The sequence below is a fragment of the Muriicola sp. genome (assembly GCF_049669965.1).
In the GTDB taxonomy this organism is placed as follows: domain Bacteria; phylum Bacteroidota; class Bacteroidia; order Flavobacteriales; family Flavobacteriaceae; genus Muriicola.
The window spans coordinates 1-8,206 of the sequence record NZ_JBATLB010000300.1; the positions used below are offsets into that span (position 1 = coordinate 1).

The window sequence follows — 8,206 nt, forward strand, 5'->3', positions numbered from 1 at the left end:
ACAATTAAAACAAAACCCTGAGAATATTAACTCTACTTTCTATCCTTATACTGATTGGATGTTCTAATGAATCAAAAATTGAGAAAATAGATGGTTCAGAAATTGAAAAAGAACAACTGACTGAAAAAATAAAATCCCTGATGGAATCAGCAGACGTAAACGGGTTGGCAGTATCAATTCTTAATAATAACGAATCAGTATATCAGAAGACTTATGGTTATAGGAATTGGAGTACTAAAGATACTTTAAACAATAATTCCATTTTTTACGGAGCTTCCTTGAGCAAAGCGGTGTTTGCTGTATTAGTGATGCAGTTAGTAGAAGAAGGCAAAATAAATCTAGATACACCCCTTCAGAATTACCTAGACAAACCGCTTTCAGAATATGAATTTAATCGTGATTGGAGAGGTTACGACGATTTGAAAGATGATAAAAGATATGAGAGTATCACCGCAAGAATGTGTTTGTCCCATACAACAGGTTTGCCAAATTGGAGATTTTTAACGAAAAGTGGATTTGATATCAATGGAAAACTTCATTTTCTTTACGAACCCGGAACACGTTACAGTTATTCTGGAGAAGGAATCTCGCTACTTCAATTCGTCGTGGAAAAAATAACAGGAAAAGGACTTGAGGCAATCGCACAAGAAAAGATATTCCAACCCCTTGAAATGAAAAGGACGAGTTATATTTATGTTCAACAGGAAAAGTTTAAGAATCAGTACGTGTATGGAAACGATAAAAACCAAAAGATGATTCCTTTTGATGAAGCAGACGAAGCTGGTGCCGCAGGAACCTTATGTACGACTTTAGCTGACTATTCTATATTTATCGAAGCTCTTTTGAAATATAAACTGATAAGTAAACACTCATTCGATGAAATGTTTAATAAACAAGTTAGTATTACCAGCAAACAACAGTTTGGACCAAATGCTTTAGTTGAAACAAGTGAAAATGAGGACATCGGTTTAGGATATGGATTAGGTTGGGGTTTATTAGAAACGCCTTATGGATTTGGTGCTTTCAAAGAAGGTCATTCAGAAGGATTTCAACATTATTCAATTGTTTTTCCCGAAAAGCAAATTGGTATAGTAATTCTTTCAAATAGCGATAATGGAGAAAGTATATTTAAGGAGCTTTTAGAAATAGGCATTGGGGATACTTATACGCCTTGGAAGTGGGAAAATTATATTCCGTACAACAATAATCCGTAAATAACTGTTTACAACAATGCATATAGCTCATTGCTAATCAGGTGCTTAACCGAAAAGTCCGTACCTTTTTACACGCAACAAACCATATACAACAACGTTGTGCTTCATTACAGAAACCGCTAACCAATGATAAAATTCTTTAGAAAAATTAGACAAAAACTACTATCTGAAAATAAAATCGGAAAATATCTGACTTATGCCATTGGAGAAATAGTTCTTGTAGTTATTGGAATTTTAATCGCACTTCAAATCAATAATTGGAACGAAAACAGAAAACAACAGATAAAATTACAGCAAATTTACCATGAAATACTAGCAGATCTAAAAAGAGAAAGAGATTATGCAAATTTTATCATTAACAAGTTTGAAGGGCAACGAAAAGCTTACACGGATTACCTTGAGAGTTTTAGTAGTACAAAAATCACAAGAAAATCAATGTACCGAAAGCTACTAGAGCTTAACATGGAAGGGTATCCGATAAATTCTAATTCGAGTATTGTTGAATCCTTGCAAAATAGTGGCGAGATTGTCCTATTACCTCAATCAATAAGAAACAGACTCATCAATTTAAGGCGTCAACAAAATAAAATCATAGTGGATGAAAGCTTGGATAATCGGGGAAGAATGGGTGTTATGGAACGACTAACGATGCTTATTGGTTCCTTAAGTTTAGATGAAAGATTAGAGAATCAAAAAGAACTTAGATTTGAATTAAAAATTGAAGAAAACATTAATCAAATTATATTAGGTCTGGAAGCTGGACAAGAATGGATGGATTTTTCCGAATCAAAATCGATACGCCTATTAAAGGAATTTGTTAATGAAATTAATGCAGTAGAGAAGCTGATATTAGAAGAAACAAAATAACGAAAACACAACAACGGCTGCAATTCTTCAGGTGACAGGCGTCACAAAATCATCGCCAAGATCGATTTAAACAAGCCAAATGTTGATCTTTGATCATCACAATTGACAACTATATGAAAGCTAAAACTGTAATAATTTATTCTTCGGTAGACGGGCAAACTTTAAAAATTTGCAATAAACTTAGAGAGGTACTTCAACACAACAACCAAAATACAGAACTAATCTCCATTAACGATTTTAATGAAGACGTTACCCATTATGACCGACTCATTATAGGTGCAAGTATTAGGTACGGGGTTCACAATAAAAAAATAATTGATTTTATAAACGCGCATAAAAAACAACTCAATGCCATAAAAACAGCTTTCTTTTCCGTGAACCTGGTGGCAAGAAAACCTGAAAAAAGCACTCCAACTACAAATCCGTATGTAATAAAATTTTTTAAAACAGTTGATTGGACCCCCACAATGGTCGAAGTATTTGCAGGAAAGCTAGATTACAAAAAATATCCATTTTTTGATAGGATAATGATTCAATTTATTATGTGGATGACCAAGGGCCCAACCAATAAAAATGCAGAAATTGAGTACACCAATTGGGAGAAAGTTACAGAGTTTGGGATGCGATTAAAGAATCTGTAAACTAATTATCATAAAGCAACTAAACATTACAAAGTTTTATTTCCAAGAAAGATGCTAATTTATGCATGGTAGCCGGTGACAGCTGTTTTGTAATTAGTTTTATCAGAGCCTGCATTTTGCTCCCATTCTTATACCAAACCGTTGCGTAAAAAAATAATATAAATAATTCCTAACATTACAATGGTTGTTAGTCATCCACCATAGGGGACATGTTGCTTTTTCATGCCCACTTCTGAATCTCGTACTTCCTGGTAGTTATCAAGACCTTTCCTTCCCCGGCATTCGTTAAGGATGCCATCCTTTTCGTGAAAAATTACTAAATTCGATGTTCATAAAAGACCGAATATGAAACGCGCTTTCCTGCAATCCAAAATACTTTGTAAAAAGTTTAATCTACTGTCCATAGTACTTGCTACAGTAATTTTATTCATTTCCTGCAGCTCTTCGAACGCGGATCCCGAAATTAGTCTTACCGAATTATCTGTTTTTATCACTATTGTGGGTGCCAGCGACTCCAATCCTGCCGGAGATGGCTCCGGAGAGGTCCGGGTCAGTGCGTACGCTGAGAATGCGGTGAGTTACGGGTACAGATTTGAAGGTGGAGAATTACAGCAAACGGTCTCAAGGACCATGAGTCATACCTTTAACCAGGAAGGAACCTATTCGTATGCTATCGAAGTATTTGCCTATTCAGACTCAGGAGAGTCTATTTCCGATACGCGTGCCGTAACTATCTTCAAGGGAACTCTGGAAGAGGAAGCAAGCGAGGAAGAAGAAGAGGTAGCTACCCTAGTCTTTTCTGATGAATTTGAATATGAAGGTGGTCCGGATAGTGAAAAATGGCACCATCAGGTAATAGGCCCAAACAACGGGAGCTGGTTCAACGACGAAAAACAGCTCTACACGGCCAGAGCTGAAAATTCGTTTGTCAGCAACGGTACCCTGAAAATTAAAGCCATCAAAGAATCATACACCTCAGGGGGAGTTACCAAGTCCTATACCTCAGCCCGAATGAATTCAAAATACGCCTTTACCTATGGCCGTGTTGAAGTTCGCGCCAAGCTTCCTGCCGAAGCCGGTACATGGCCCGCCATATGGACATTAGGTGCCAATATTAATGAAACCGGGAATTACTTCGGCCAGCAGTATGGCAGTGTGGGATGGCCGGCATGTGGGGAAATAGACATTATGGAGCAAACAGGATGGGAAAAGGACAGCACTCTTGGCTATTTCCATTGGGGCAACACCAATACCGGTGCCTACAATAGTGAGGGCGGAGAAACTTCCGTTCCAAGATCTACGGATGACTTTCATGTCTATATTCTGGAGTGGAACGCCAGTACCCTGAAAATAAAAGTAGACGGCACCCTGGTTCACCAATTATCCAATACCCAGGACAAACCCTATGACAATCCCCACTACCTCCTGTTAAACGTAGCAATGGGCGGTAATCTGGGAGGTGAGATCCCCACTAATTTCTCAGAGGCTATCCTGGAGATAGACTACATAAGAGTCTATCAATAAATTGTATAGTCTCATACTATTTAAGTTCCTACTCGTCTAAGAGTTTGCAGACCTCAAGATAGGTCTCACGAAGGGGACCTTTTATTTAGGTTTATTTTCAGATGGCTGCTGGCAGTTGGCCACAGGAATATTTTGAGGTGAACGGATTGGCAGTCCATATTGCTTGGTACTAAAAATGGATTTTTAAAGAATCAAAATGAAAAATGGCCCAACAAAGGGGCCATACTATTATAAATTCGACTAGCTTTAAAAACATTCTAAGATATCTAAAGCACAACATTTAAAAATAAGATCCCATGGCAGAACAAAAAGACCTCGACTTTACCTATACGACGATTGATGAGATCTTCCGCTTAAGCATGGGTGAAACAGGAGATTACAGCGGAGCAAAATACGACGGGGATTTTTCGATGACGCTGGAAGAGGCCCAAAAAGCGAAACACAAATTCATAGCAGATAGCCTCCATATAACAAAAGGTAGCAAAGTCCTGGATATGGCCTGTGGTTGGGCGCCTTTTACCAGATATATTACACATGAAAGGGGAGCAAATAGCATCGGACTTACCTTATCACAAGGGCAGGCAGATGCCTGCCAGAAGAATGGCTATAATGTGCTCGTGAAAGACTGCCGAAAGGTGACCCCACAAGATTTTGGCACTTTTGACGCCATCACTTGTATAGGGGGGCTGGAACACTTCTGTTCCGTGGAAGAATGGCAGGCCGGCAATCAGGAGAAAATCTACAGCGATTTTTTTAAAACACTTTACGACCTGCTCCCGGTAGGCGGCCGATTTTATATGCAGACCATGGTCTTTAGTAAGAATATGATCGAATTTGATGAGTTAGATGTGAATGCCCCCAAAGACTCCGCAGCCTATATCATGGCCCTGATGGTAAAGCAGTTTCCGGGCTCCTGGCTGCCATATGGACCGGAAATGGTCATCAAATGTGCAGAACCGGGATTTAAACTAATCTCCAAAAGCAGTGGACGGCTAGACTATATTGAGACCATTGCCCAGTGGCGAAAGAAATTCAGGAAATTTAATCTTAAGAAATATTGGCTCTACCTATCCCTGATCCCACGATATTTTACAGATCTGGAATTTCGGCACCTGGTGGCCATTTTTAGGGTAAGCCCCAATAAGGTTTGTTTTGAAAAAGAAGTAATGGATCATTACCGCCTGGTTTTTGAAAAGGTCTAGGCACCAAAGTTCCCTATTTTAATTGTACCTCTTCTCAAATAAAAAAGGTGACCCATCTATGGATCACCTTTTATTATCAATGCTATCTGTTAGCTAACTCACGAACTGTGGTTTACTTCAGATCGAACCTGTCCAGGTTCATCACCTTGTTCCAGGCCTTTACAAAGTCTTTTACAAACTTGTCTTTGGCATCATTACAACCGTAAACCTCTGCCAGGGCACGAAGCTCAGAATTAGATCCGAATATAAGGTCTACCCTACTTGCTGTCCATTTCAACTCTCCTGTCTTGCGATCATGAGCTTCAAATACTTCCTCATCGGCATCAGTGGCTTTCCACTCATTCCTCATATCGAGAAGATTAATAAAAAAGTCGTTCGTAAGACTCCCCGGTTTCTTGGTAAATACCCCGTGTTTAGAACCGTCATAATTGGCGTTAAGGACTCGCATCCCCCCTACCAGAACGGTCATTTCGGGCGCGGTCAGTGTCATCAGTTGCGCTTTGTCTACCAAAAGTTCTTCCGTACGTACAGTAGATTTTTCCTTGCGGTAATTCCGGAATCCATCCGCTATAGGTTCCAGAACTTCAAAGGCTTCTGCATCTGTCATTTCCTCAGTGGCATCCGTTCTTCCTGGAGAAAAAGGTACTGTGATTTTATGACCTGCTTCCGCAGCTGCTTTCTCAACGGCGGCACATCCACCTAAAACAATAAGGTCTGCCAGGGAAACCTGCTTACTTCCTTTTTGAGCGTTGTTAAAATTCTTTTGTACCTGAGTAAGGGCGTCTAATACCCTCCCTAATTGCACCGGGTTGTTAGCTTCCCAATGGTTCTGAGGCGCCAAACGAACACGGGCCCCATTGGCACCGCCCCTGTTATCCGACCCTCTAAACGTGGAAGCAGAGGCCCACGCAGCTCCTACCAATTCTGAAGTAGAAAGGCCGGTTGCCAGAATATCTTTTTTAAGTGTTTCTATATCTTTCTCATTGATCAGTTCGTGATCTACGGCAGGAACAGGATCTTGCCAAACAAGGTCTTCTTTAGGAACTTCAGCTCCCAGGAAACGAGACTTGGGCCCCATATCTCTGTGAGTAAGTTTAAACCAGGCTTTTTGATAAGCCTCCTTAAACTCTTCCGGATTATCAAGAAAATGTCTGGATATCTTCTCATAGGCGGGGTCTATCCTTAATGAAAGGTCTGTTACCAGCATAAAAGGAGCGTGTTTCTTATTCGGATCGTGCGCATCAGGAACTGTCCCGGCACCTGCCCCATCTTTGGGTTGAAACTGCCATGCCCCAGCCGGACTCTTGGTAAGCTCCCATTCGTATCCAAAAAGGTTCTCCAGATATTTATGGCTCCATTTTATAGGAGTGTCTGTCCATGCTCCTTCTAAACCACTTGTAATGGTATCTGATCCCACACCTGTTTTGAATCTGCTTTTCCAGCCGAGCCCTTGCATTTCTATAGGGGCCCCTGCGGGTTCTGCATCCAGGAATTCTGCATCATTGGCAGCTCCGTGTGTTTTTCCAAAAGTATGGCCACCTGCGATCAAAGCAACGGTCTCATAATCGTTCATTGCCATACGCCCAAAAGTTTCACGTATGTCGTGCGCGGCTGCCAAAGGATCCGGATTGGCATTTGGCCCTTCAGGATTTACGTAGATCAATCCCATATGGGCTGCACCCATTTGTTTTTCTAATTCACCTTTTTCGTTGTAGCGATCTTTATTTCCCAACCACTCAGATTCTGAACCCCAGTAAATATCCTCTTCTGGTTGCCAAATATCCTCACGACCTCCTGCAAATCCATACATTGGCAATCCCATGGATTCGTGTGCCACGTTACCTGCAAGAATCAATAAATCTGCCCAGGAGATCTTTTTTCCATACTTCTGCTTAATGGGCCATAGGAGCACTCGGGCCTTATCCAGGTTAGCGTTATCTGGCCAGCTGTTCAGGGGAGCAAAGCGTTGAGCCCCGGTACCACCACCACCACGGCCATCAGCAATTCTGTAGGTTCCTGCGGCGTGCCAGGACATTCGTATAAAGAAGGGGCCATAGTGACCATAATCTGCCGGCCACCAGTCCTGAGAGTCGGTCATTAATTCTGTAAGATCTTTTTTGATAGCCTTTAGATCAAGGCTTTTGAACTCTTTCGCATAATCGAAATCTCCATCCATCGGGTCAACAAGATTGGAGTGTTGCCTCAAGATGTTCAGGTTTAAGGAGTTTGGCCACCAGTCGCGATTTGTGGTACCCCCACCTGCAGTCTGCTTCATTTCCCCGTTTAAAAACGGACACATGCTTTCAGCGTTGGCTTGGTAGGCAGAGCCATTTGTATTTTTAAATTCTTCCATTGTGAGTAGTGTTTTTTACTTTTAGGTAATACCTCAAATTTACCAAATGTTTGCTTATACAAAGTAGATTTCGCATTGATAAAAACTATGGCCCATGTTCAAATCCGATAGCTTTAAACAAATAGAAAATGAAGTACTATCTTTAAGTGCCTACTTTGGTTCTACACCAGGACCATTGAAAATATGATACCCCCTGAAGTATCCATGAGTTCGCATCCTTTGATTTAAATAAGAAAGCCATTTTTTTGGCTCAAGATACCTGATGAAAAATTCTAACCTAAAAACCTATGTTGCCTTTTTGCGGGGCATCAATGTAGGTGGGCACCATAAAGTTCCCATGGCAAACCTGCGAAGGGAGCTGGAGGCAATGTCCTTTAAAAAAGTTACCACCCTCCTAAATTCGGG

The 8,206-nt window shown here is 40.8% G+C and carries 7 protein-coding genes; 6 read left to right on the plus strand and 1 reads right to left on the minus strand.

Going from position 1 to position 8,206, the window contains the following annotated elements:
- The first annotated feature begins 53 nt into the window (after positions 1 to 53).
- From WBM49_RS14640 to WBM49_RS14660, 5 genes are all read left to right on the plus strand, one after another.
- On the plus strand, positions 54 to 1,214 hold the full coding sequence (locus WBM49_RS14640; protein WP_424372793.1) for a serine hydrolase domain-containing protein: 1,161 nt from the start codon (positions 54 to 56) through the stop codon (positions 1,212 to 1,214).
- A gap of 126 nt (positions 1,215 to 1,340) precedes the next feature.
- Positions 1,341 to 2,081: a DUF6090 family protein gene (locus tag WBM49_RS14645; RefSeq protein ID WP_424372788.1), complete on the plus strand. Its 741-nt coding sequence runs from the start codon at positions 1,341 to 1,343 to the stop codon at positions 2,079 to 2,081.
- 113 nt (positions 2,082 to 2,194) lie between these two features.
- Positions 2,195 to 2,722, plus strand: coding sequence for a menaquinone-dependent protoporphyrinogen IX dehydrogenase (gene hemG / locus WBM49_RS14650; RefSeq protein WP_424372789.1), 528 nt, complete (start codon positions 2,195 to 2,197; stop codon positions 2,720 to 2,722).
- A gap of 345 nt (positions 2,723 to 3,067) precedes the next feature.
- On the plus strand, positions 3,068 to 4,246 hold the full coding sequence (locus WBM49_RS14655) for a family 16 glycosylhydrolase (protein WP_424372790.1): 1,179 nt from the start codon (positions 3,068 to 3,070) through the stop codon (positions 4,244 to 4,246).
- A 296-nt stretch (positions 4,247 to 4,542) separates the two neighbouring features.
- On the plus strand, positions 4,543 to 5,448 hold the full coding sequence (locus WBM49_RS14660) for a class I SAM-dependent methyltransferase (RefSeq protein ID WP_424372791.1): 906 nt from the start codon (positions 4,543 to 4,545) through the stop codon (positions 5,446 to 5,448).
- A gap of 112 nt (positions 5,449 to 5,560) precedes the next feature.
- Here WBM49_RS14660 and katG read toward each other — a convergent pair whose 3' ends face one another.
- Positions 5,561 to 7,801 carry a catalase/peroxidase HPI gene (gene katG / locus WBM49_RS14665; RefSeq protein ID WP_424372792.1) on the minus strand — a complete coding sequence of 747 codons (2,241 nt, stop codon included), beginning with the start codon at positions 7,799 to 7,801 and terminating at the stop codon, positions 5,561 to 5,563.
- A 262-nt stretch (positions 7,802 to 8,063) separates the two neighbouring features.
- Between katG and WBM49_RS14670 the strand changes: the two genes are divergently transcribed.
- The coding region (locus WBM49_RS14670) for a DUF1697 domain-containing protein (protein WP_424372794.1) at positions 8,064 to 8,206 on the plus strand (143 nt) is incomplete at its 3' end.

What these genes read in the sequence shown, in the direction of transcription:
- WBM49_RS14655 (WP_424372790.1), top strand. Translation starts at nt 3,068, where the DNA reads ATGAAACGCGCTTTCCTGCAATCCAAAATACTTTGTAAAAAGTTTAAT.
- WBM49_RS14645 (WP_424372788.1), top strand. Translation starts at nt 1,341, where the DNA reads ATGATAAAATTCTTTAGAAAAATTAGACAAAAACTACTATCTGAAAAT.
- hemG (WP_424372789.1), top strand. Translation starts at nt 2,195, where the DNA reads ATGAAAGCTAAAACTGTAATAATTTATTCTTCGGTAGACGGGCAAACT.
- WBM49_RS14660 (WP_424372791.1), top strand. Translation starts at nt 4,543, where the DNA reads ATGGCAGAACAAAAAGACCTCGACTTTACCTATACGACGATTGATGAG.
- katG (WP_424372792.1), bottom strand. Translation starts at nt 7,801, where the DNA reads ATGGAAGAATTTAAAAATACAAATGGCTCTGCCTACCAAGCCAACGCT.